Source organism: Xanthomonas sp. WHRI 8393, from assembly GCF_040203315.1.
Taxonomy (GTDB): Bacteria; Pseudomonadota; Gammaproteobacteria; order Xanthomonadales; family Xanthomonadaceae; genus Xanthomonas; species Xanthomonas arboricola.
In genome coordinates this window covers 182,742-204,345 of the sequence record NZ_JBEGGL010000005.1, presented here as the reverse complement: position 1 = coordinate 204,345, position 21,604 = coordinate 182,742, and the positions used below count along the sequence as shown (strand labels likewise).

Genomic DNA, 21,604 nt, shown 5'->3' with positions numbered 1-21,604 from the left:
CTTGCTTTTTTCGACTGACACATCGGAATCGGCCCGGGCAAGCCCGGGCCGATCCATCACGCTCTTGCGAGCGCTACGCGCTTACTCGGACTTGTTGCTGTTCAACTGTGCACGCAGCAGCGCGCCCAGCTGGGTCATGCCACCGGATGCGGCCGAAGACTGGTATTCCTCCAGCGTTTCGCGCATTTCGGCATCGTCCTTGGCCTTGATCGACAGCTGCAGGGTGCGGCCCTTGCGGTCCATGCCCACGAACTTGGCTTCGATCTTGTCGCCGACCTTCAGGTGCTGGGTCGCGTCGTCCACACGCTCGTTGGCGATGTCGCGTGCAGCGACGTAGCCTTCGATGCCGTCGGCCAGGTCGATCGTGGCGCCCTTAGCATCCACTTCACGCACCACGCCTTCGACCTTCGAACCCTTCGGGTTGGACGCCATGTACTGGCCGAACGGATCCTGCTCCAGCTGCTTGACGCCCAGGCTGATGCGCTCACGTTCCGGATCGACTGCCAGCACAACGGCTTCCAGCGTGTCGCCCTTCTTGTAGTTGCGCACGACATCTTCGCCGGTGGTGTTCCAGCTGATGTCGGACAGGTGGACCAGGCCGTCGATGCCGCCGTCCAGACCGATGAAGATGCCGAAGTCGGTGATCGACTTGATCTGGCCGGACACCTTGTCGTTCTTCTTGTGGGTGGCAGCGAAGGTTTCCCACGGATTGGCGGCAACCTGCTTCATGCCCAGCGAGATGCGGCGACGCTCCTCGTCGACATCCAGCACCATCACTTCGACTTCGTCACCCACCTGCACAACCTTGGACGGGTTGACGTTCTTGTTGGTCCAATCCATCTCGGAGACGTGCACCAGACCTTCGACGCCCGGCTCGATCTCGACGAATGCGCCGTAATCGGTGACGTTGGAGACCTTGCCGAACACGCGGCTGTTGGCCGGGTAACGACGTGCGATGTTGTCCCACGGATCTTCGCCCAGCTGCTTCAGGCCGAGGCTGACGCGGTTACGCTCGCGATCGAACTTCAGCACGCGCACGTCCAGCTCGTCGCCGACGTTGACGACTTCGGACGGATGGCGCACGCGCTTCCAGGCCATGTCGGTGATGTGCAGCAGGCCGTCGATACCGCCCAGGTCCACGAACGCGCCGTAATCGGTCAGGTTCTTGACGACACCCTTCAGGATCGCGCCTTCCTGCAGCTTGTCCATCAGCTGCTCGCGCTCTTCCGAGTGCTCGCTCTCGACCACGGCACGACGCGAGACCACCACGTTGTTCCGCTTGCGGTCCAGCTTGATCAGCTTGAACTCGAGTTCCTTGCCTTCCAGGTAGGCCGGGTCGCGCACCGGGCGCACATCCACCAGCGAACCAGGCAGGAACGCGCGGACATCCTTGATGTCCACGGTGAAACCACCCTTGACCTTGCCGCTGATGCGACCGGTGATGGTTTCGTTCTTTTCCAACGCCTCTTCCAGCTCGTCCCACACCATTGCGCGCTTGGCCTTCTCGCGCGACAGCACGGTCTCACCGAAGCCGTTCTCGATGGAATCGAGGGCAACCTTGACCTGGTCGCCTACGCCGACATCGATCTCGCCAGCGTCATTACGGAACTGCTCGATCGGCACGATGCCTTCGGACTTCAGGCCAGCGTTGATCACCACCACGTCGCCGCGCACTTCCACGACGGTACCGGTGACAATGGAGCCCGGCTTCAGCTTCGCCAGATTGGCTTGACTGGCTTCGAACAGTTCAGCAAAAGATTCTGTCATTTGAATTTTACTCAGTTGAACACACGGGCGTTGATCGTCGAATGCGACAGATGCCAAGCGCCCAGCCTGTTGGTCGACTCCGGACAGCGAGTCGGTTAAGTAGTAGTAGAACCGCCACACGGGATGTGCGACGGAGCCTTGGAACGCCTTACGGTCGGCGGGACATGCCCGCTTGCGGAACGCTTACGACGACGTGCGAACGGTCAACAACCCGACCACACGTTGGACGACATCCTCGATCCCCATTCCGCTGGTATCGATCAGCACGGCGTCTTCGGCCGGCCGCAATGGCGCCACCACCCGCTGCGCATCACGGGCATCTCGAGCCATGATCTCGCGCAGCAGGTCGTCAAAGATAACCGAAACACCCTTTTCCATCAACTGTTTATGGCGACGGCCCGCACGTTCTTCGGCACTGGCGGTCAGAAACACCTTGAAGGCGGCATCGGGGAAGATTACCGTGCCCATGTCACGCCCGTCCGCGACTAGGCCGGGGGCCTGCCTGAATGCGCGTTGGCGTTCCTTCAACGCGCTGCGCACCTCGGGAATGGCCGCAATCGCCGAGGCCAGCGCGCCGGTGGTCTCCAGGCGCAGTTCGCCGGTGGCGTCCACGCCATTGACCAGCACCCGCAGTCCTGCCTCGCCGGCATCGTCGAACTCCACCCTGGTGTCGAAGGTGCAGCGCACCAGCGCAGCCGGATCGGAGACATCCAGATCGGCCCAGCTCGCTGCCACGCCCACCGCGCGATACAGTGCGCCCGAATCGAGGTAATGCCAGCCCAGCCGGGCGGCCACGATCCGGCTCACGGTGCCCTTGCCGGCGCCGGAGGGACCATCGATGGTAAGGACGGGCGAAAGGTCGGTCATTCAGGTTTCCGGAAGGTCATCAGGCGGTAGTGTAGCGCCGCTCGCGGGGATTGCGATGCAACCACTTGAAAGCACGACGAAAAGCCGGTTAGAATTGCCGGCTTAATTCCGGGTGCACCCTCGATAGCGGGCACTCTCCCATCGAATCCAACCGTTTACGCCGAGGTGTGCCATGAAAGTCCTGTCCTCCCTGAAGTCTGCGAAGACCCGTCACCGCGACTGCAAGGTGGTCCGCCGCCGCGGCAAGGTCTTCGTGATCTGCAAGTCGAACCCGCGTTTCAAGGCGCGTCAGCGCTAAGCTTTCGCCGCGCGTGCAAGACCCGAGAAAGCCGCCTCCGGGCGGCTTTTTCTTGGCCGATCCTTCACGCCGACGATTGCCTGATGCAGGCTGGACTACACGGATGCCCGCCCAGCTCCGCGTAACGGTTGCGCTGGCAGGCAATACGCCGCGGCGTTGTGTACCACCGATCGGCAAGCACGCTGGCCCTGGTTTTGCTGTAATCACCATCCGAATCTTGTCCACTGGGGAGTAGATGACATGCGCAACCGTTTGTTTGTCCTGCCGCTGATCGCGCTGATGGGGATCAGTGCCGCTGCGTCGGCCGATACGCTGCTGATCGACCGCGCACAGCAGAAGCCTGCCGCTGCCCTGCCCTTGCGCGGCGACAGCATGAGCCAGGTCGAAGGCCGTTATGGCGCGCCGCAGGAAAAGCTGGCGCCGCGCGGTGGCCAGAAGCGCCAGTGGCCGACGATCCATCGCTGGGTATATCCGGCCTTCACCGTGTACTTCGAAAAGAGCCGGGTGATCGACGTGGTGGCCAACCAGGCCGATGCCAACGAGATCGGGCCCAAGCCGCCGATCAAGTGATCGCGGGTTGTTCGGGTTCCATCGGAGGGTGACTGCAACAGTGATTTGATCCAATGGTGTGCGGGAAGCGATCGCTGCGAGTCGGTAAGGCGAGTCCTTCGCAAGGGGCGATTCGACGCGAATTCCTCGCAAGAGCCGACTTAAGGCGAGTCCCTCGCAAGAGCCGACTTAAGGCGAGTCCCTCGCAAGAGCCAACTTAAGGCGAGTCCCTCGCAAGAGCCCGCACATCCATGTGCGGGGATTGAATTAACAGCCTGGCTTCGGTTGGGCATTGATAGGTGTTTGTTAGGTTATGACCGATAGCGTTCGCTTTCCTGCCGAGTGGGAATCTCAGTCCGCCGTGTTGATTGCGTGGCCGCATGCGGGTACCGATTGGGCCGAGCGTCTTGCCGAGGTGGAAGAGACCTATATCGCGCTGGTCACGGCGATTTCCCGCTTCGAGCCGGTGATCGTGTGCGTGGCCGATGACGACCTGCAGATTTATGCGGAAGCGCGGCTGCGCTCGGCGCGGGTGGACATGGCGCAGGTGCGCTTCGTGGTTGCGGCCTACAACGACACCTGGCTGCGCGATTCGGGCCCGATCACACTGCGCCAGGACGGCGGTTTCCGCCTGATGGATTTCCGCTTCACCGGCTGGGGCGGCAAATTCGAGGCCAGCCTGGACGATCAGCTGGTCACCTCGCTGGATGCGGCGCAGGTATTCGTGCCCTCGCAGGTGCAGACGGTGGACTTCGCGCTGGAAGGCGGCGCGATCGAGACCGATGGTGCGGGCACCTTGCTGACCACCTGGAAGTGCCTGCACGAGCGGCATCCGCAGCGCACACGCGATTCGCTGAGTGCCGATCTTGCCGCGTGGCTGGCGCAGGACCGCGTGCTGTGGCTGGATCACGGCTATCTGGAAGGCGACGACACCGACGCGCATATCGATACGCTGGCACGCTTCGCCGGCCCGGATGCGATCGTCTACCAGGGCTGCGATGTGGCCAGCGATTCGCATTACACCGAACTGCAGGCGATGGGCGCCGAGCTGGCTGCGTTGCGCAAGGCCGATGGGCAGCCGTATCGGCTGTTCGTGTTGCCGTGGGCCGAGCCTATCCTGGACCAGGGCCGGCGTCTGGCCGCCTCGTACGCCAACTTCCTGATCGTCAACGGTGCGGTGCTGATGCCGGCTTACAGCGACAAGGCCGATGCGCGCGCGCAGGCAGTGCTGGCCGAGGCGTTTCCGCAGCACGTCATCGTGCCGGTGCCGTGCCGCCCATTGATCTGGCAGAACGGCAGCCTGCATTGTCTGACCATGCAGCTGCCCGCCGGTCTGCTGGCTGCCTGAGTCACTCCTGTTCCGGCCGGCAGGCCGGTGTTACACCATCGCGCGCTACCTTAGTGCGCCACTTCGCTGGACGAATCGCCATGACCCGTCATCTCCTTCCCGTCGCGCTGATCCAGGAGCGCAACCACGGCGACGCCGCGGCCAATCTGGCCATCATCGAATCGCGCGTGGCCGAAGCCGCCGCACAGGGCGCCAAGCTGGTGCTGCTGCAGGAACTGCACAACGGTGCGTATTTCTGCCAGCACGAGTCGGTGGACGAATTCGACCTGGCCGAGCCGATCCCCGGCCCCAGTACCGAGCGGCTGGGCGCGCTAGCCAAGCAGCACGGCGTGGTGCTGGTGGCCTCGTTGTTCGAGCGCCGCGCGGCCGGGCTGTATCACAACACCGCGGTCGTGTTCGAAAAGGACGGCCGCCTGCTCGGCAAGTACCGCAAGATGCATATCCCGGACGATCCGGGCTTCTATGAAAAATTCTATTTCACCCCGGGCGATCTGGGCTTTGCGCCGATCGATACCTCGGTCGGCCGGCTCGGCGTGCTGGTGTGCTGGGACCAGTGGTACCCCGAAGCGGCGCGCCTGATGGCGCTGGCCGGCGCGGAACTGCTGCTCTACCCCACCGCGATCGGCTGGGATCCGGATGACCAGCAACCGGAGCAGGAGCGCCAGCGCGATGCCTGGGTGCTCAGCCATCGCGGCCATGCGGTCGCCAACGGGGTGCCGGTGCTGTCGTGCAACCGCGTCGGCCATGAGCCCTCGCCGTTGGGCGCCTCGGGCATCCAGTTTTGGGGCAACAGCCATGTGCTGGGGCCGCAGGGCGAATTCATCGCCGAAGCTGGACAGGACCCGACGGTGCTGGTCTGCGACGTCGACCTGCAGCGCAGCGAACACGTGCGCCGCATCTGGCCGTTCCTGCGCGATCGCCGTATCGATGCGTATGGCGACCTGCTCAAGCGCTACATCGACTGACCGCATGCCAGTGGAGTTGCGCGAAGTCCGCGACGCGGACATCCCGGCCATCACCGCGATCTATGCGGAGCAGATTGCCGGGGTCAACAGCTACGAATACAGCGCACCATCGCGCGATGAGATGGCTGCACGGGTGCGCGCGAGCGTGGATGCCGGCTACCCCTATCTTGTTGCCGAGCGCGATGGCGTGGTGGTGGGCTATGCCTACGTCGGCGCCTATCGCGCACGCGCCGGCTACCGCTGGACCGTTGAGAATTCGATCTATCTCGCCAGCGCCGCACAGGGCCACGGCATCGGCAAGGCCTTGCTCGGCGAGCTGATCGCACGCTGCCAACAGCGCGGCTATCGACAGATGATTGCGGTGATCGGCGATGCCGACAACCTGGCATCGCGACGGCTGCATGAACGTTTTGGTTTTCGCACGGTCGGAGTGTTCACCGGTATCGGCCGCAAGCATGGTCGCTGGCTGGACGGCGTGCAGATGCAACGCGCGCTCGGCTCCGGTGACACCGCCCCTCCTTCTGATGAATGACCCCATGACTGAGCAAACCACCCACGTTCTGGACGATGCGCTGTCCGGCCAGCCGCATCGCATCGTCGAACGCGATGGCGTGCGCTATACCCTGCTCGGCACCGCGCATGTCTCGCTGGCCAGCGTGGCTGCGGTGCAGCGGGCGATCGGCAGCGGCCGCTACGATGCGGTGGCGGTGGAACTGGACGCGCAGCGCCTGCAGGCGCTCAGCGATCCGGATGCCCTCGCCCGCCTGGACCTGGTGCAGGTAATTCGCAAGGGCAGGGTGGCCTTGTTTGCGGCCAACCTCGCCCTGGCCGCCTACCAGCGCCGCCTGGCCAAGCAGCTCGGTATCGAGCCGGGCGCGGAATTGAAGGAAGCGGTGAATCTGGCGCGCGCGCAAGGCCTGCCGGTGCACCTGATCGATCGCGAGGTCGGCCTGACCTTCAAGCGCGCGTCCGGGCGGCTGGGATTCTTCGGCAAGATGAAACTGGCCGGCGGCCTGCTCGGCGGCCTGTTCGCGGCTGACGAGGTGGGCGAAGAGGAAATCGAAAAGCTCAAGCAGGGCGACATGCTGGAGGCGAGCTTCGGCGACTTTGCCAGCGAAAGCCCGGAGCTGTACGAGACCGTGATTGCCGAGCGCGACCAGTACATGGCCACGCGCCTGCGCGAGGAAGCCACCACCGATCAGCGCGAGATCCTGGCGGTGGTCGGTGCAGGACATCTGGCCGGTCTGGCACGCCACCTGGAGCAGGACACCGCCGCACCCGGCCCGTTGCGCGAATCGCTGGAATTCGTGCAGCAGCGCAAGCGCATTCCATGGATCACGCTGGGCATCCTGGCGGTCATCATCACCGGCATCGGCATCGGGTTCTGGCGCGGCGGCCTGAGCATGGGCGCGGACCTGTTGTTGCAGTGGGCGATGTATACCGGAGGACTGGCCGCGCTGGGCTGCCTGCTGGCGGGCAGCCACCCGTTGAGCATCCTCACCGCGGCGGTGGTGGCGCCGTTCAAGCCGTTCCGCCTGAGCGTGCCGACCGGTGCGTTCGCCGCCCTGGTCGAAGTGCATATGCGCAAGCCGGCCTATGGCGACTTCCTGTCGCTGCGCGACGATGCGCAGACCTTGCGCGGCTGGTACCGCAATCGCGTCTCGCGCGTGGTGCTGACCTTCCTGCTGACCAACGTCGGCAGCATGGCCGGCGTGTGGCTGGCCGGTGTGCAGATCTTCAATCGCCTGCATGGGTGAGCGTGGCGGCGCTGCAATCTGCTGCTGCTCGTAGGAGCGCACCTGGGCGCGATGGGGCGTTATCGGTAAAGCCCATCGCGCCCGGGTGCGCTCCTACGTGGTTGATGTAGGGGTCGAGTTACGGCTGATCGGGCGCGAGCTGCAGGCGCACCCAGACGCCGTAGTGATCCGAGGCCCAGCGCCCTTCGGCGTACGGGGTGTCGAACAGGATGCGCGCTTCGCGGGCCAGCAGGCGGTTCTGCTGGAAGAACACGTGGTCGATCCGCGCCGGCGTGTCGAACACATGCAGGTTCAAGGTGCTGACGGTGGCGTCGCTGTTGCGGTGCACGCTGCCGTAGCTGTCGCCGTAGCCCTTGCGTAGCGCTTCCAGATCCAGGGCGTCGGCGGCGGTGTTGAAATCGCCGGCGATCACGACCGGGGCCTGCTCGCTGTTTGAAGCAATGAAATCCAGCAGGTCGGCGACCTGACGCGTGCGTGTGGCCGTGCCACGCGCATCGGCACGTTCGTTGAGATGGGTGACGTAGACGTTGATCGGCTGGCCGTCGACATCGACCTGCAGATGCGCAGCAACACGGTAATCGTCCAGCGGCTGCAGCAGGCGCTGATGCCGGGCCAGCACCGTGCGCCGACTCAACAAGGCATTGCCGTAGCGCTTGGGCGCACCGACCGGATCGGCCGAGGCGAAGGTGTAGTCGTAATCCAGCTTGCGCGCCAGCCAGGCGGCCTGGTTATCCACGCTGCCGCGGCGCTCGATCACTTCCTGCAGTGCGATCACATCCGGCGCCAGTTGCTTGAGCTGTCTGGCGATATAGGCGCGACGCGCCGGCCAGTCTTCGCGGTCGTGATGCAGGTTGAGCGTGACCAGGGTCATCTCGCGCTGCGCCGCGCCCGGCGACTGCACTGCCGGGGATGCGTGTGCTACCTGATCGGTCTGGTTGAGCTGTGCGGGTTGCGCGGCCTGCACGGCCTGCGTGGCGTATGCAGCGACAGCGCACAGCAGCAGCGCCACCCACGCGACCGGCCACCCGCCGCCGCGCCGCGCCGGGGCTGCCCGGGTCGGTCGAGCTGCGTGGGTCATTGCGAGGCGCGCTCGGCCCGCCGCACCGCGCTGGGCACATCGATCTGCACATTGGCCGGCAGCTGTTGAATCCGCAATTCGCCGTTCTGCCATTCGGCAGATTCACCGTTGATGCTGGCCTTGCCCGGCGTGCCCTGGTACGGCCACGGCAACACCACCCCGCCCGGCGGCAGGATCAGGCCCGGCTGCAGTTGCAGCACCAGCTGCTTGTCGGTGCGCTGCAAGGTGTAATTGAGGCGCCCGTAGGGCGTGCGCAGTTCGGCAATGCCGATGCCCTTGCCCTCGAACCAGCGCGTTGGCGTGCCGGCAGCGATGACCAGACTGGCGTCGGATTCGCGTCCGTAGGCGAACATGTCCAGCACCGAGCGCACGAAATCCGAGGCGACCCAGGCATGCGGCAGGTCGCCGACGAAGAACGGCGTGCGCGGCGTGCGCGAGACCACTTCCGCCCATTGGTTCCAGGGTTGCGGCGCACGGTCCTTGAAGAAGAACGCGGTGGCGTCCCAGGCGCGGTCGCGCCAGCCCAGACGCACGAACGCGGCCACGTTGCGCCATTCGTAGGGCGTGTAGTCCTTCCATGCGCGCTTGCCGTCGCGGCGATCGGAAAACTCCTTCCAGTAGCGCTCGAAGGTATTGGTCAACAGGTCCTGCGGCAGGCGTTGCTGCTCGCCGCCCGGGGCCAGCGCGATGGTGGTCGAGGTCGCATCGAAGTCGCCCAGCTCGGCCGAGCCGGGCAGGAAATCGAGACTGTGCTGGCGCACCGCAGCGCCTAGCGAGGCGACCAGGTCGCCACTGAATTCGTCGCGTGCGGCGCTGAAGCGGGCGACCTCGTCGGGCTTGTCGAGCGCGCCGGCCAGCATCGCCGCATCCTTGTAGCCGCGCAGCGCCCAGAAGTTGTCCCAGTAAGAATGCACCGGCTTGGCCGAATACCCTTCGTGGCTGATCGACACCGGCATCATTCCGTAGAAGGCCGGATTGCGCATGAAGTTGTCTTCGGTGCGTTCGCTGGCGCGCAGCTTTTCCATGTAGTCGTAGGCGCCGGTCACGTGCGGCCACATCTTTTCCAGGAACGCCTTGTCGCCGGTGTAGCGGTAGTACTCGGCGATGTTGAAGATCAGCTCGCCATGGCTGTCGTTCTCGGGCACCGGGTCGCTGCCGCGGTCGTCCACGCAGCACGGCACCATGCCGTCGGCGAACTGATACGGGGCGAACCAGTCGACGTACTCGCGCACCACGTCTTCGCGGCCGAGCCGCAGCAGGCCTTCGGAAATCATCGCGCCGTCGCGGATCCAGCTGCGCGAATACGAGCGCGTGCCCGGCTGCAGGCGCGGGCCGATGCGCGAGATCAACATGTGCGCCAGCGCGGTGCGCAAGGTGTCGACCACCGGCTTGCCTTCGGCCGGCACGCTGATGCGCACGCGATCGAGCTTGCTGCGCCACTGCTGGGCCACCTGCTGCTGCGCCTTGTCGGCATCGAAGCCGGCCGGCAGTTGCGCGGTGCCGGTCTGCGGAATCACCAGCGCCACCTCGCGCTGTTGGCCGGGCTCCAGCTTCCAGCGATACAGCAGCACGCCCGAAGCCAGGCCGGTGTCGTCCTTGACCTGGGTGATCGTCGGCGGCGTGGCGGCGGTGAGATGGCTGACATCCATGCCGCTGTCGAAGGCGCTGGCAAAGCCGGCATCCGGACGTTGTGCGGCGAATACCCGCGGCTTGCCGTTGACGCTGACCTGCGCGCCCTCCACCGCCAGTTGTTCGATCCGGCTGACGCCGCCCAGGGTGTTGAGGAACTGCGCCGGCGGGTTGACCTGGAACGGCCGCACCGCCAACGCCAGGGTGAAGTCGCGCGCCTCCTTGCCCGTGTTGTGCAGCTGATAGCGTGCGACCAGTTGCGCCTGATCCGGGGTGCCCTGCACGAATGCGGTCACGCGCAGGTTCATCAGGTCGTGGTGCCAGTCGACGCTGGGAATCGGCAGGTAATCGTCCTGCAGGCTCTGTTCGCTGCTGACGTCGGACCAGTGCAGCAGCTTGCCGCCGGTGACCACGAAGGGCTCGATGCTGAAGCCGCCCTTGCCCACTTCCACCGCGCCGTCCTCGCCGATCAGGCCCTGCTCAGTGCCACCATCCAGACCCAGGATGGTCCAGTACGGCTGCTCGCCGGAGAAACCGCGCGGATAGCTGCCGCGTGGCATCTGCGCGGCCAGCGACTTGATGAAGTCGTTCGGGGTCGCCGCAAATGCCAGCGGCTGCAGCTGCACTTCCTTGATGCCGTAGCGCCAGTTGGGACCGTCCTTGAGATCGAAGCGCAGGTAACGCGCCTCGGTGTCCGGCAGCGCCAGCCAATCGGTGCCGCCGGCACCGGCCGTGACGGTGCGCAGATCGCGCCAGCCGCGCCCGTCGCTGGACGCGCGCACCACGTATTGCGAGGCCTGCAGGCCGGGGACCCACTGCACCACCGCGCCGCCGAATTCGCGCACCTTGCCCAGGTCCAGCGTGACGGTCTGTTGCTTGACCGCGCCGCTGAGCCAGAAGGTCTCCGGCTTGCCGTCGGCCAGGCGTTGTTCCAGTGCGGGCGCGGTGTCGGTGATCGCCTCGGCCTTCAACGGCGAGGTGTCTTCCGGCGGCAGCGGCGTGAGCGTCAGGCGGTCGAAGCACACCGTGCCCTTGCCGCCGACCTTGTTGTAGATGGTGAACTCGACATCCGCGCTGCTGCGCAGCTGCTTGTCCTGGCCCGGGCCCCAGGCCTTTTCGATGTTGCGCTTGCGATAGCCGACGGTGGTCCAGTTCTTCGGGAAGTTGAAGCCGGGCCGGTTGACCCACCACACGTTGTCGCCGCTGGCATCGATCAACTTGACCTGCAGGTCGTTGGACGGCGAGTCGCCGCGCAGCGCAAAGCCGATGCGGTAATTGTCCGGATAGTCGATCGGCAGGTTGCGGCGGATGCCGACATAGCCGGACACGCCGTTGAAGTTGTAGTCCAGGCACAGCGCATGCCCGCCGGCGCTGGTGGCGACCGGCCGCAGCGAGCCGCTGACCTGGTTGGACACCACCAGGCGCCAGGCGCCGATGTCGTTGAAGCCGTCGAGCACGCGTTCCTGCGCCTGCGCCGTGACCGCAGAGGTGGCAACAGCGGTCATGGCAAACAATCGCAGGAACATTGGCTTCACCCCTTCACACTCCCCAGCAGAAGACCTTGGATGTAGTAGCGCTGCAGCGCGACGAACAATAGCAGCACCGGAATCACCGTCACCACTGCGCCGGCCATCATCAGCTCCACGTCCATGATGTGCTCGCGCGACAGTGCGGCCAGCGCCACCGGCAAGGTGTACTGCTCCTGGTCGGTCAGCACGATCAGCGGCCACATGAAATCGTTCCACGAGCCCATGAAGGTGAAGATGGTCAGGGTGACCAGCACCGGCTTGAGCATCGGCAGCACGATCTGGAAGAAGATCCGCATTTCGCTGGCGCCGTCGATGCGCGCGGCCTCGATCAGTTCATCGGGAATGCTGCGCGCGTACTGGCGCACCAGGAAGATGCCGAACACCGTCGCCAGCGCCGGCACCACCACCCCGCCGATGTTGTTGACCAGATGCAGCTGCTTCATCAACAGGAACAACGGCAGCATCGCCACCTGCGCCGGGATCACCAACGCGGCCATCAGGATCTTGAAGATGCGCTCGCGGCCAACGAACTGCAGCTTGGCGAACGCATAGCCGGCCATGGTGTTGATCAGCAGCGAGCCGAGCGTGATCAGCCCGGACACCATCAGGCTGTTGGCGAAATTGCGCGCCATGCCGGTGCGCGCGAACAGCTCGTGGTAGTTGGCGGTGGTGAACGCCGAGGGCAGCATCGGCGGCGGAAAGCGGCTGGCCTCGCCGGTGGGCATGAACGACACCGACAGCATCCACAACAGCGGCGCCAGGCTGACCAGCGCCAGCAGCAGCAGGCCACCGTTGATCAGCACGCCATTCCAGCGCGATTGGCCGACATCACGACTCATATCAAATCCCTCTTGCGGCCAAAGCGCAGCATCACGGTGGTCACCGCCAGGATGATCAGGAACAACAGGAACGCCACCGCCGACGCGCGGCCGAGGTTCCACCACTTGAAGCCTTCCTCGAACATGAAATACAGCACGCTCACGGTGCTTTGCAGTGGGTCGCCGCGGGTCATCACGTAAGGCTCGGCGAACAGCTGGAAATAGCCGGAGATGGTGATCACCCCGACCACCATCAGCACCGGGCCGAGCATCGGCAGGGTGATATGCAGGAACTGCTTCCAGCGCGAGGCGCCATCGATGCGCGCGGCCTCATACAGGTCCTGCGGGATCGCCTGCAGCCCGGCCAGGAAGATCACCATGTTGTAGCCGAAGTTCTTCCACACCGCGAACAGCATGATGGTCGGCATCGCCCAGCGCGGGTCGCCCAGCCAGTCGATCGGGGCGATGCCCAGATGGCTCAGGCCGAAGTTCACCAGGCCGTACTTGATGTGGAACAGATAGCGCCAGATCACCGCCACCGCCACCAGCGTGGTCACCACCGGGGCGAACAAGGCGGTGCGGAACAACGCCTTGAAGCGCGAGGCCTTGGCATTGAGCAGCAATGCCGCGCCCAGCGACACGCCGATCGACATCGGCACGCCCAGCAGCACGAAATACGTGGTGTTCCACAACGACTTCCAGAACAGCGGCGTCTGCAGCAGGTCGATGTAGTTGCCCAGGCCGACGAAGCGCAGATGGCCGCTGTCGGCCAGCGCGTACAGGTCGAAGTCGGTGACGCTGAGCACCAGCGCGGCGAACACCGGCACGCCGAAGAACATGCCCAGCACCAGGATCGACGGCGCGGCGAACACCCAGCCGGCGACGGAATTACGCTTCATCATCGTGCCGCTCCCTCGCCCGCTGCAGGCGCTGCGGCAGGCGTCGCCGCAGGCGTTGCCGGTTCACCGGCCGGACCGACATGCCCGCCCTCCTGTTCGAAGATCCAGCGGCGCTTGGCCAGGATCTCGTCCACGCGTTTATCCAGTTCCTGCACGGCGGCCTCATGTGACTGGCCGCCACGCACCACGCGCTCGGTCACCAGGCGCATTTCCTGCACGATGCGCTCCCACTCCAACACCTTGGGCGTGGCCTTGACCCGCTCCAGCTGGTCGCCGAAGGCATGCGCCAGTTCGTCGTTGGCCAGCGAGGGCACCTTCCAGGTGCTGCGACGCGGCGGCAGGTCGCCGATGATGGCGTGGAAGCGCGCCTGCACCTGCGGCTGCGACAGGTATTCGATCAGCTTCCAGCTGGCGTCCTTGTGCTGCGACGACTTGAAGATCACCAGGCTGGAACCGCCGGCAATGCCCGCGCCCAGGCCGTTGGGCCCCGGCAGCGGCGCAGTGCCCCACTTGCCTTCCATGCCCGGCGGCTGGCGCAGCTTGAACTCGCGCACGTTCCACGGGCCGGACAGATAGAACGCGTAATAGCCATTGAAGAATTCGTACCAGACGTTGGAGACCTGGGTCTCGGAGACCTTCGGCGCCCAGCCTTTCTGATACATGGTGTCGTAGAAGCCCAGCGCCTTGCGGAAGCCCTCGCCGCGAAAGTTGCCGTAGTTGTCGTGGTCGCGCAGCAGGCGGTCGTCCTGCTGCAGCGCGAACGACAGCTGCTGCTCGAACTCGTTGAGCGGCATCAGGATGGCGTAGCGGTCCGGGCTGACCTTGCGCTTGATCGCCGCCATCACCTGTTCCATCTCGGCCCAGGTCTTGGGCATCTCGCTATAGCCGGCCTCGCGCAGCAGGTCCTTGCGATAGAACAGCAGCCGGGTGTCCACATACCACGGCACGCCATACAGGGTGCCGTCGACCAGATTGGTGTCCCACACGCCGGGAAAATAATCCTGCGGGTCGACGATCCTGGAACGCGCCACATACGGCTGCATCGGTTCCAGCGTGTCCAGCAGGGCGAACTCCGGCAGCCAGGTGTTGCCGAGCTGGCACACGTCCGGCAAGCCATCGGCGGCAAAGGCGGTCAGCAGTTTTTCGTGCGCCGCCGTCATCGGGATGTTCTGCACATCCACGTGGATATCGGGGTTCTGCTTCTCGAAGTCGGTCACCAGCTCGGCGACCACTTCGGCCTCCTTGCCCATGGCCCAGAAGCGCACGGTGGTCTTGCCGGGGTCGGAGCGTTCGCATCCCGCCACACCCAGACACAGTGCGGCGGAGATCATCAACAGTTTCAAAAGGCGCACGGATTACTCGGGTTTTTGGCGTTGCGAGGGGTCTTGCTGGGCCTGGGCGGCGGCGGCACGCGACTCGGCCATGCCCAGCGCGCGGGCGGCGGCCTTCTGCTCGTCCTTCTGCGGCGCCGGCTGCGGCTCGCCTTCGGGGGTGAGCCAGCCGCCGGTGAAGCCGGCGCGTTCCAGACCGGCCCGGATGTAGGGGTTCTTCTTCATCACGGTCCAGACGAATTCGTTCTGGTAGTTGGCGATCATCGCCAGGATCGGGCCCTGGTCGATGGCGATGTAGTCGCTGGCCACCCAGCCACGGTCCGGCACCATGCGCCCGGTCTTGAGCGGGATGTCGTAGTTGAAGCTGGGATTGAACGAGTCCAGAAAGCCGTAGCTGGAATACAGGAAGTCGCCGTAGCGCTTGTGCATTTCCTCGGTGGCCGGGATCACCACTTCCGGGGCGAACACGATCGAGGAGATCGCCGCCGACGGCACGATGGTGCCGTCGTCGAAGTTCTCGCGCAGGCCGGCGCCGCGCGACGAATAGTGGCGGAACTGGCGCTGCTCGCCACGGTATTCCTGGCTGGTGTTCTGCGGGCCGTCGCCGGCGGTCAGGCCCCAGACGTTCTCGCCGTAGTCCTTCCACTTCATCGGGTTGTCGATGGCGTAGTCGCGCTGGGCCAGGGTGGCGCGGCGGCTGTTGAGGAAATAGTCGATGCCGCGTTCGCGCATGTACTGATCCTGGATATCGCGGAAATCGATCCAGACATGGCTGTACTGGTGACCGAACAGCGGACCGAAGGACAGGTATTCCTGGCCCTGGTAGACGCCCCAGTCGTTGTTGTAGGTGCGGGTCCAGCTGGTCCAGGCATCCACGTCCACGCCGTGGGTCGGCGAGCCGAGCGCGAGGATGTACAGCATCATCGCCTCGTTGTAGCCCATCCAGTCGTGGTCGATGAAGCCGCTCTCGGGGAACCAGCCCATCGAGATCAGCGGCGCGCGCTGCTGCAGCCAGCGCCAGTCCACGCGCTTATACAGCGCATCGGCGATCTGCCGGATCTCCTTTTCGCGCGGGTCGTCGCCGTCGTAATACGACTGGGTGAACAACACGCCCATCATCAGCAGCGCGGTATCCACGCTCGACAGCTCGACCCAGCTGTCGTAACGGTTGCCCTGCTGCATGTCCAGAAAGTGGTAGTAGAAGCCCTTGTACCCGGCCCTACCGGTCCGCTGCGGCCCCATTGGCGCATCGCGGAAGAATTTGAGTGTGGTCAGGGTGCGGTCGATCGCCTGATTGCGACTGACCCAGCCGTTCTCGATGCCGATCGGGTACGCGGTCAGCGCGAACCCCACCGAGGCGATGCTGGCGAACGGACGTGACGGAAACCGGTCCGGCGACAGCCCATTGAGTTCGTTGGTGGTGTCCCAGAAAAACTGGAAAGTGCGGCGCTCGATGTCCGAGAACAGCGGCGGCAGCGCGGGTTTGACCGGCTTGGGTGGCAGCTGCGCTTCCACCAGGATGACTTTCACCGGCGCCTTCTTTTCGGCCACTTTGGGTTCCTCGGCCTGCTTGCAGGACGCCAGCACCAGCGCACCCAGCAATAGTGGAATCGTCAACCAATACGAAGTCCTGCCCCTGTTCATCCGCCCCCCACTTGTGTAATCGATTACATCTCGCACGCCAACCTACCCTATCCAAGCGCCGAGTTCGACCGCCCCGGCAACAGCCGGGGCGGTCGAGTACCTCACCAGTTCAGGCCGAAGGCCAGACGGAAGGTACGCATCGGCGACGCCAGCACACCGGTCGGGGTGCCGTAAGCCGTGTTCAAGTCTCCGAGTGTCCCGGTCTCGCCGTTAAAGTTGGCGTAGTTCACCCAATTGAACACGTTGAGGATATCCGCACGCACGTTGAATTTGACGCCTGCGCCGGTATCCCACTCTTTATTGGCGGCGATGCTGAACTCCTTGTAGCCCAACGTGCCGTCCGGCTTGAACTGCACGATGTAGCACTGGTCGTTGCCGGCCAGGCAGTTCTGCCCATAACGCGCGGTCTGGCTGGCCAGCGACAGCTTGCCGGACAGCTTGATCTCGTACGGCAGCTCGTAGATGCCGGTGACCACCAGGCGATTCTTCGGAATGCCGCCGGCCTCGCGCCAGCCGTAGTCCTCGATGCGTTCGCGATCCAGGGCGTAATGCTCGCCAAACTGGCGGTTCTCCTTGGCATCGGAATAGGTGTAGGCCACCGTCAGGCCCCAGCCGGACTCCTCGTCGAACGGCTTTTCGACCTGCAGGGCGAGCTGGTTGTTGCGGGTTTCCACGCCGTTGGTCCCCAGCACGATGGCGCTGTAGCCATCCGGGCCGTCGGTCGGCGAGCCGGAGGTGGTACCCGGCTGGAAGAACGACCCGTCCGGCAGACGGTTGCCGCGCACGAACGCGAAACCGTCATGGCTTTCGATGCGGCTCAGGGTCACGTCGGTGAACCAGTCCTGGCCCCACAGCGGCACCATGTTGCGCATGCCGATGCTGAATTGATCGGAGTACGGGGTCTTGATGTTGTTGTCGATCAGGTAGACCTCGCGACCGCCGCCGCCACTGCTGCTGGCTGTCAGCGTGTTCAGGCCCTCCTGGGTGTTGTAGGCCGGATTCCATGCGGTGCACGGATCGCCCAGGCAGGCCGGGTTATTGGCGCTGGTGAAGTAGTAGCTATAGGAGTTGAACGAGTTGTTGAGCTGCTCGAGCGCCAGGTAGTCGAAGATGTTGCGGTCGTAGGCACGGCCGGCACCGCCATAGATCACATGCGCCTGATCGCCGAACAGGTCATAGGAGGCGCCCAGGCGCGGCTGCCAGGCGTTCTTGAACGCCTTGCGGTTGTTGCCGGTGCTGATGAAGTTGTTGATGTCGTAGTTGGCGTTGCGCAGGTTGGTCCAGTTCTGCAGCGCACCGGCGACGTCGGACGGGGTCACGAAGTCCAGGAACGCCGGGGTTTCTTCGTAGTCGTAGCGCACGCCCAGGTTCAGGGTCCAGTGCTCGTTGACCTCCCAGTCGTCCTGCAGGTAGATGCCGTACTGCTTGTTCTCGGACACCACCGAACCGCCGCCTTCGACCAGCGGCGCACCGAAGCGCACCCGGTACGGCGTTTCGACATCGCTGAGGATGTTGTAGTAGTACTGCGGGTTGGCCGGGTTGAACTGGGTGGAATCCAGATCGATGCTCTTGAACTTCACGCCCATCTTGACGGTGTGCGCGCCGTGCCATTCCAGGCTGTTCAGGGTCAAATCGTCCTGGAATGTCCAGCCCTTCTGACCCTTGCGCTGGAAGCTGCTGCCGGCGCCTGCGGCAAGCACGTCGGTCTCGTTACCGCGGTTGGGCGTGTAGCTGAGGATGTAGCCGTTGCCGTTGTTGATCGGCGCCTGGTTCCAGAACGCGCTCTCGTAGCTGAGGTTGGCTTCGTTGAGGAAGTTGGCGCCGCTGTACTGCCAGCGCAGGTTGGCGCGCTTTTCTTCCTGGCCGTTGATGCTGCCGTGCTCGAGGGTCGAGGTGCCGCCGACGTCGTTGAGCTCGTCTTCCTTGCGGTACTTGCCGCTCAGCTCGAACAGGCTGTTGTCGCCGATGGTCCAGTCGATCTTGGCGAAGTACAGGTCTTCCTTGAACGGCGTGCTGTAGGTGGCGACCAGCGGCTGCAACTGCGTAGGCAGCTGATCGACGCGGTCCGAATAGATCGAACCGGGGATCACCACGTTCGGGGTGGTGTATTCCTTGGCTTCATAGGCGACGAAGAAGTGCGCCTTGTCCTTGAGGATCGGGCCGCTGAAGGTGGCGCCGTACTGGGTTTCCTCGAAGTCGTCACGCACGCCGGCGCGCTTTTCCAGCGGGCTTTCTTCGCGCCAGCTGTCGTTGCTGGTATCCCAGAAGAAGCTGCCGTGGAAATCGTTGGTACCGGACTTGGACGAGGCCACGATGGCCGCGCCGCTGACCTGGTCGAACTCGGCCTTGTAGTTGGAGGTGATGACCTTGTATTCGCCGATCGCCGACTGCGGGAACGGATTGCCGCGGCTGGAATCCTGGCCGCTGACGCCACCGGTCAGCACGTAGTTCTTCTGGCTCACGCCGTCGATGTAGACGTTGGTGCCTTCGGCCGAGGTGGCACCCGAGCGGACCTTGGTAGTGCCGTTGGCCTCGCGGGTGAACTGCACGTTCGGCACGGTGTCGGCCAGTTCCAGGAAGTTGCGCGTGGCACGCGGTAGGTTCTGGATCTGCACGTTGGAGATATAGGTGGCGTTCTCGGAGGTACGGGTTTCCACCAGTACCGGCGGGGCCTTGACCTGCACCGCGTCCAGCGTGGTGGCGTTACCACCGTCAGCCGTGGCCGGTTCGCCGCCGACGCCCAGGTTCAGGGTCGCGGTCTGGCCGACCTGCACGGTGACGTTCTGCGAGGTGGTCTGGCCGTTGGCGGTGACGTCCAGGCGGTACGAACCCGGCGGCAGGCCGCCGAGCGAGTAGCCACCGTTGCTGACCTGCACGGTGCGGGTCAGGCCGGTGGCGAGATTGGTCGCGGTGACCTGGGCCTGGCTGGCAGGCGCCGAGTCGACGGTGACCTGGCCGCGGATGGTCGCCGCAGCACTCTGCGCAAAGGCCGGTGCGGCACCAAGCAACAGGCAACTGGCCAGGGCGCAGCTGAGCAGCTTGCGCGCCGGACTGGCGGAATGGGGGTAGTGGTGGCGCATTGGTCCCTCCAGGGATCGGTACAGATTGTTGTTGTGGCGTTGCGACTTGCAGGAACGACCGCTGCGGGGGGCAGCGGGAGCGGACAGAACGTCCGCGAAAAGGGTCAGCGGGCAGGAAACCTCAGGGGCCGGGCTCGCCGGCGCCGCAGGAGGCGCGGATCACCAGCTCGGGCGTGAGCAATTGGCGGATGCCGTCGTCGCGGCCGGGCTGGTCCACCAGCCGCATCAGCCGGGACATCGCCTGCTCGCCCAGGCGCGCGATGCTGACCCGCATCGTGGTCAGCGCCGGATGGACGAAACGGGCCAGCGGAATATCGTCGAAACCGGCCAGTGCCACATCGCCGGGCACCGAGACATCGGCCTGGACAAACGCGTACAGGCAGCCCAGCGCGGTCATGTCGTTGGCAGCGAAGACCGCGTCGGGCAGCGTGCCGCCGGCCAGCATCGCCTGGCCGGCGCGGTGGCCGGAGGCCTCGTCGAAGTCGCCGGGGAATTCGATGCCCTGCGCGGTATCGCCGTAGGCGGCGATCGCATCGCGGAAGCCACGCAGGCGTTCGCGCGCATCGAAATTCAGCGCTGGCCCGCCGATGAAGGCGATGCGCCGATGTCCGGCCGACAACAGATGTTCGGTCATCGCCATCGCGCCGGCATGGTCGTCGATGCTCAGCACCGGATAGGCATCGCCGGGGAGATGCGCGTTGATCAATACCGTGGGCAGCGCCTGCGGCAGGTTGTCGGTGAGGAACCCGGGCTGCTCGGCATACGGCGACAGCACCAGCAGACCATCCACGCGCCCGCGCATGGACTGCAGTGCCCTGCCCTGCGCTTCCGGGTCGCCGTGGTAACTGGACACCAGCAGATGCTGGCCGGCGGCGCGTGCCGCACCATCGATTCCGCGGATCAGCTCGGAAAAGAATTCGCCATACAGATCGGGCAGCACCACGCCCAGGGTCTGGGTGCGTCGGCTGCTCAGGCTGCGGGCTGCCGCATGCGGGCTGTAGCGCAGCCGGGCGGCCACGTCCTGCACCAGCTGGCGCACCGGCCCGGCGACGTTGTCATGCCCATTGAGCGCACGCGACACCGTTGCAACGGAGACCTGTGCTTCCCTGGCGACATCTTTGATGGTGACCGCACCCTTGGCCATTCGTGTCGCCCTCCGCGACCGAGTTCCCAAAACTGGCGCGGACTGTAAGCGTTTTCATACGAAGGCGTAAACCCCTGTCTTCACGCCCGTGAAAACGCTTACAGATCAAGCATCTGCAAGTGATGAATACGTGAAGCAATGTGTTGCGACGCAACAAATATCGCCCATATGTCCACGGATGAAGGTCGACGGCGATCACGGTTGGGGCGGTTTGGCGCTCCGGAGGGAACGGTCGCCGCCCGTAGGAGCGCACCCGGGCGCGACAGGCCTTACCGATACCCCCGTCGCGCCCGGGTGCGCTCCTACGACGGCTGGTTGAGTGGCCTGGTTATCCCGCCTCGCCCGGCGCGATCGCCTCGATCGACAGCGCGTGGATATCGGTCTGCATCATCTCGCCCACTGCGGCATAGACCGCGCGGTGCCGCGCCAGCGGCGGCTTGCCGGCGAAGGCGGCGCTGACCACGCGCACATTGAAATGCCCACGGCCGTCGCGCGCGCCGGCATGCCCGGCGTGGCGATGGCTGTCGTCCACCACCTCCAGCTCGGTCGGCGCCAGCGCCGCCTGCAGCGCGGTGCGGATCCGCTCGACCCGGCTCATGGCAGCACCCGGCGGAACGGGCGGACCTCGGTGCGCACGTAGACGCCCGCCTCGACATACGGATCGGCATCGGCCCAGGCGCGGGCGTCATCCAGCGCGTCGAATTCGGCGATGACCACGCTGCCACTGAAACCGGCCGGGCCCGGATCCTCGGCATCGATCGCCGGACATGGCCCGGCCACCAGCAGGCGCCCTGCCGCCGCCAGCGTCTGCAAACGGGCCAGATGCGCCGGTCGCGCCTGCTGCCGGGCCGCCAGTGCGTCGGCACGGTCATACCCTTCGATTACGTACCACATAGGCCAC

General features: G+C 65.0%; 18 protein-coding genes. 6 read left to right on the top strand and 12 right to left on the bottom strand.

Going from position 1 to position 21,604, the window contains the following annotated elements; translation table 11 throughout:
- Positions 1–81 precede the first annotated feature (81 nt).
- A complete protein-coding gene (gene rpsA, locus ABQ137_RS17045) occupies positions 82–1,767 on the bottom strand; it encodes a 30S ribosomal protein S1 (protein ID WP_016903550.1) in 1,686 nt (561 codons plus the stop codon).
- A 183-nt stretch (positions 1,768–1,950) separates the two neighbouring features.
- On the bottom strand, positions 1,951–2,634 hold the full coding sequence (cmk, locus tag ABQ137_RS17040) for a (d)CMP kinase (protein ID WP_024939216.1): 684 nt from the start codon (positions 2,632–2,634) through the stop codon (positions 1,951–1,953).
- 172 nt (positions 2,635–2,806) lie between these two features.
- On the opposite strand from cmk, the gene ykgO reads away from it, so the two are divergent.
- The 6 genes from ykgO (at position 2,807) to ABQ137_RS17010 (ending at position 7,551) form a co-directional block, all read left to right on the top strand.
- The gene (gene ykgO, locus ABQ137_RS17035) at positions 2,807–2,932 is read left to right on the top strand and encodes a type B 50S ribosomal protein L36 (RefSeq protein WP_005913193.1); all 126 of its coding nucleotides are present in this window, start codon (positions 2,807–2,809) and stop codon (positions 2,930–2,932) included.
- A 240-nt stretch (positions 2,933–3,172) separates the two neighbouring features.
- Entirely contained in the window at positions 3,173–3,502 is a 330-nt protein-coding gene (locus ABQ137_RS17030; protein WP_039515118.1) for a hypothetical protein, read from the top strand.
- A 292-nt stretch (positions 3,503–3,794) separates the two neighbouring features.
- Positions 3,795–4,829 (top strand): agmatine deiminase family protein, encoded by a 1,035-nt coding sequence (locus tag ABQ137_RS17025; protein WP_349783236.1) that lies wholly within the window; start codon positions 3,795–3,797, stop codon positions 4,827–4,829.
- A gap of 80 nt (positions 4,830–4,909) precedes the next feature.
- The gene (locus tag ABQ137_RS17020) at positions 4,910–5,794 is read left to right on the top strand and encodes a carbon-nitrogen hydrolase (protein ID WP_016904714.1); all 885 of its coding nucleotides are present in this window, start codon (positions 4,910–4,912) and stop codon (positions 5,792–5,794) included.
- 4 nt (positions 5,795–5,798) lie between these two features.
- Entirely contained in the window at positions 5,799–6,326 is a 528-nt protein-coding gene (locus ABQ137_RS17015) for a GNAT family N-acetyltransferase (RefSeq protein ID WP_046342957.1), read from the top strand.
- The gene (locus ABQ137_RS17010) at positions 6,319–7,551 is read left to right on the top strand and encodes a TraB/GumN family protein (protein ID WP_039515126.1); all 1,233 of its coding nucleotides are present in this window, start codon (positions 6,319–6,321) and stop codon (positions 7,549–7,551) included. Before ABQ137_RS17015 ends, ABQ137_RS17010 begins: the two co-directional genes overlap by 8 nt.
- 118 nt (positions 7,552–7,669) lie before the next feature.
- Here ABQ137_RS17010 and ABQ137_RS17005 read toward each other — a convergent pair whose 3' ends face one another.
- From ABQ137_RS17005 to ABQ137_RS16960, 10 genes are all read right to left on the bottom strand, one after another.
- On the bottom strand, positions 7,670–8,560 hold the full coding sequence (locus ABQ137_RS17005) for an endonuclease/exonuclease/phosphatase family protein (protein ID WP_503021233.1): 891 nt from the start codon (positions 8,558–8,560) through the stop codon (positions 7,670–7,672).
- Between the two features lie 65 nt (positions 8,561–8,625).
- Positions 8,626–11,763 carry a discoidin domain-containing protein gene (locus ABQ137_RS17000; protein WP_024940600.1) on the bottom strand — a complete coding sequence of 1,046 codons (3,138 nt, stop codon included), beginning with the start codon at positions 11,761–11,763 and terminating at the stop codon, positions 8,626–8,628.
- Between the two features lie 26 nt (positions 11,764–11,789).
- A complete protein-coding gene (locus tag ABQ137_RS16995; protein ID WP_016904891.1) occupies positions 11,790–12,626 on the bottom strand; it encodes a carbohydrate ABC transporter permease in 837 nt (278 codons plus the stop codon).
- Positions 12,623–13,507, bottom strand: coding sequence for a carbohydrate ABC transporter permease (locus ABQ137_RS16990; protein WP_024940601.1), 885 nt, complete (start codon positions 13,505–13,507; stop codon positions 12,623–12,625). The genes ABQ137_RS16995 and ABQ137_RS16990 overlap by 4 nt, the downstream gene beginning before the upstream one ends.
- A complete protein-coding gene (locus ABQ137_RS16985) occupies positions 13,504–14,856 on the bottom strand; it encodes a sugar ABC transporter substrate-binding protein (protein ID WP_349783235.1) in 1,353 nt (450 codons plus the stop codon). The genes ABQ137_RS16990 and ABQ137_RS16985 overlap by 4 nt, the downstream gene beginning before the upstream one ends.
- Before the next feature lie 3 nt (positions 14,857–14,859).
- Positions 14,860–16,479, bottom strand: coding sequence for a glucoamylase family protein (locus tag ABQ137_RS16980; RefSeq protein WP_039527041.1), 1,620 nt, complete (start codon positions 16,477–16,479; stop codon positions 14,860–14,862).
- A gap of 101 nt (positions 16,480–16,580) precedes the next feature.
- Positions 16,581–19,559, bottom strand: coding sequence for a TonB-dependent receptor (locus ABQ137_RS16975; RefSeq protein ID WP_102581593.1), 2,979 nt, complete (start codon positions 19,557–19,559; stop codon positions 16,581–16,583).
- 121 nt (positions 19,560–19,680) lie between these two features.
- Positions 19,681–20,703 carry a LacI family DNA-binding transcriptional regulator gene (locus ABQ137_RS16970; RefSeq protein ID WP_349783234.1) on the bottom strand — a complete coding sequence of 341 codons (1,023 nt, stop codon included), beginning with the start codon at positions 20,701–20,703 and terminating at the stop codon, positions 19,681–19,683.
- 328 nt (positions 20,704–21,031) lie between these two features.
- Positions 21,032–21,301, bottom strand: a complete 270-nt coding sequence (locus ABQ137_RS16965; RefSeq protein WP_016904540.1) for a BolA family protein — start codon at positions 21,299–21,301, stop codon at positions 21,032–21,034.
- Positions 21,298–21,597: a YciI family protein gene (locus ABQ137_RS16960; protein WP_024940607.1), complete on the bottom strand. Its 300-nt coding sequence runs from the start codon at positions 21,595–21,597 to the stop codon at positions 21,298–21,300. Before ABQ137_RS16960 ends, ABQ137_RS16965 begins: the two co-directional genes overlap by 4 nt.
- Between the last annotated feature and the right edge of the window lie 7 nt (positions 21,598–21,604).

Excerpts from the sequence above, each read along its gene's own strand:
- rpsA (WP_016903550.1), bottom strand. The coding sequence starts at position 1,767 with ATGACAGAATCTTTTGCTGAACTGTTCGAAGCCAGTCAAGCCAATCTG.
- cmk (WP_024939216.1), bottom strand. The coding sequence starts at position 2,634 with ATGACCGACCTTTCGCCCGTCCTTACCATCGATGGTCCCTCCGGCGCC.
- ykgO (WP_005913193.1), top strand. The coding sequence starts at position 2,807 with ATGAAAGTCCTGTCCTCCCTGAAGTCTGCGAAGACCCGTCACCGCGAC.
- ABQ137_RS17030 (WP_039515118.1), top strand. The coding sequence starts at position 3,173 with ATGCGCAACCGTTTGTTTGTCCTGCCGCTGATCGCGCTGATGGGGATC.
- ABQ137_RS17025 (WP_349783236.1), top strand. The coding sequence starts at position 3,795 with ATGACCGATAGCGTTCGCTTTCCTGCCGAGTGGGAATCTCAGTCCGCC.
- ABQ137_RS17020 (WP_016904714.1), top strand. The coding sequence starts at position 4,910 with ATGACCCGTCATCTCCTTCCCGTCGCGCTGATCCAGGAGCGCAACCAC.
- ABQ137_RS17015 (WP_046342957.1), top strand. The coding sequence starts at position 5,799 with ATGCCAGTGGAGTTGCGCGAAGTCCGCGACGCGGACATCCCGGCCATC.
- ABQ137_RS17010 (WP_039515126.1), top strand. The coding sequence starts at position 6,319 with ATGAATGACCCCATGACTGAGCAAACCACCCACGTTCTGGACGATGCG.
- ABQ137_RS17000 (WP_024940600.1), bottom strand. The coding sequence starts at position 11,763 with ATGACCGCTGTTGCCACCTCTGCGGTCACGGCGCAGGCGCAGGAACGC.
- ABQ137_RS16995 (WP_016904891.1), bottom strand. The coding sequence starts at position 12,626 with ATGAGTCGTGATGTCGGCCAATCGCGCTGGAATGGCGTGCTGATCAAC.
- ABQ137_RS16990 (WP_024940601.1), bottom strand. The coding sequence starts at position 13,507 with ATGATGAAGCGTAATTCCGTCGCCGGCTGGGTGTTCGCCGCGCCGTCG.
- ABQ137_RS16980 (WP_039527041.1), bottom strand. The coding sequence starts at position 16,479 with ATGAACAGGGGCAGGACTTCGTATTGGTTGACGATTCCACTATTGCTG.
- ABQ137_RS16975 (WP_102581593.1), bottom strand. The coding sequence starts at position 19,559 with ATGCGCCACCACTACCCCCATTCCGCCAGTCCGGCGCGCAAGCTGCTC.
- ABQ137_RS16970 (WP_349783234.1), bottom strand. The coding sequence starts at position 20,703 with ATGGCCAAGGGTGCGGTCACCATCAAAGATGTCGCCAGGGAAGCACAG.
- ABQ137_RS16965 (WP_016904540.1), bottom strand. The coding sequence starts at position 21,301 with ATGAGCCGGGTCGAGCGGATCCGCACCGCGCTGCAGGCGGCGCTGGCG.
- ABQ137_RS16960 (WP_024940607.1), bottom strand. The coding sequence starts at position 21,597 with ATGTGGTACGTAATCGAAGGGTATGACCGTGCCGACGCACTGGCGGCC.